This window comes from Legionella drozanskii LLAP-1, assembly GCF_001467585.1.
Taxonomy (GTDB): domain Bacteria; phylum Pseudomonadota; class Gammaproteobacteria; order Legionellales; family Legionellaceae; genus Tatlockia; species Tatlockia drozanskii.
Genome location: NZ_LNXY01000015.1, coordinates 1 through 1,227, shown reverse-complemented (window position 1 = coordinate 1,227; position 1,227 = coordinate 1). Strand labels below are relative to the sequence as shown.

Here is a 1,227-nt window from a genome sequence, read left to right as displayed (position 1 = left end):
AACAGATCCTCGCGCTAATGGACGTCTAGGTGTGCGTCGTGATTTCAGATCCGATGATAAGGAGATGAATAAAGAAAACAATAGATTTTGGAGTCTTTATGAAGAACCTACTTGGGACAATGTAAATGAGATACATGCTGCTATATTGATATCATCTGGCCAATATCGTGGACCTATGTATATTAGCGATTTTGAACGTCTAAAATCTGTAGTAATGTGTGTAGATCGTCCAGAAGATAGTCGTCATCTGCAAAACTTGGAACAAGCTGCAGAAATTTGTCTAAGGCATCTTGAGATCCTGCATGAATGTTATCAAAAATGGATTAAGGTGTATGAAAGTGAAAATGAGGATGAGGAGTGGGATAGTGCTCACTATTTACATATGATAAGGGAGATCACATCTCTAACAGAAAAGATTGATACGTTTTCTACTAATCTCAGTATGTGTGCGGACTACTTTCACGAAAGCTCGTTGAGAGTGCCGCTGCCAAATGACAATTTAAGTGACAGTTTAGGGAGTCTTGCAACTACTTATCAAGCGGCCTATCAATCGATGAGTTCCTTTTGGCGATGGGTAAAAAAGCTATTTCAACAAGGCGAAAGGGACATGGAAGTTCAGTTTCTACAGACCTTATCGCAAACGGAAGGCTGCACGGATTCTATAAGAATTAGAGCCGTTGAATTGGTGCACAATAAAATTAACGATGAATACTTTGGTTCAAGTAGTCTCTTTGGTTCAGGCAGTAGGTTAAAAAATATACTAGGTCTCCTTGCTCAAAAAAGAGTTGAGGTCGAGATGGGTGAGGAAAATGAATTGTTCTCATTTATTGATAAGCATCATTTAGAGCTGCCACCGGAGTTATCTGCCTATTGCGAAACAGTAAACCGAGATGAAACTATGGTGCCTTAGCGTAGACTGGCTCATTGCTTCAAGAGAAATGTAATTATTCCAGAAACTAGACACGCTTTATTCTTCTACATTCTGTGGTCGTGTAAGCTACGCTACTCGACCTTTTCCTGCGGTAATGGAAGCATTATCTACTGAAGCGATACCAACAGCATAGCTCTGCTAGGCTTCCAGAAGAAGAGTCTATAGCGTTATTCAAAAATCTTTATCCACGAATTTTACCTCTTTTGAGTTAACTCAACTCTGTTGCATCATAAATTGCTTATCTTATTTTCTTTGATTATAATGCTGACTTTTGTAATATTTTATATACAATTTGG

1 protein-coding gene is annotated in these 1,227 nt (G+C 38.6%); it reads left to right on the top strand.

The annotated features are described in order from the left end of the window. Window positions 1-910 (top strand): hypothetical protein (locus Ldro_RS16465; RefSeq protein WP_162263966.1); only part of this gene is annotated, 910 nt, incomplete at its 5' end. Between the last annotated feature and the right edge of the window lie 317 nt (window positions 911-1,227).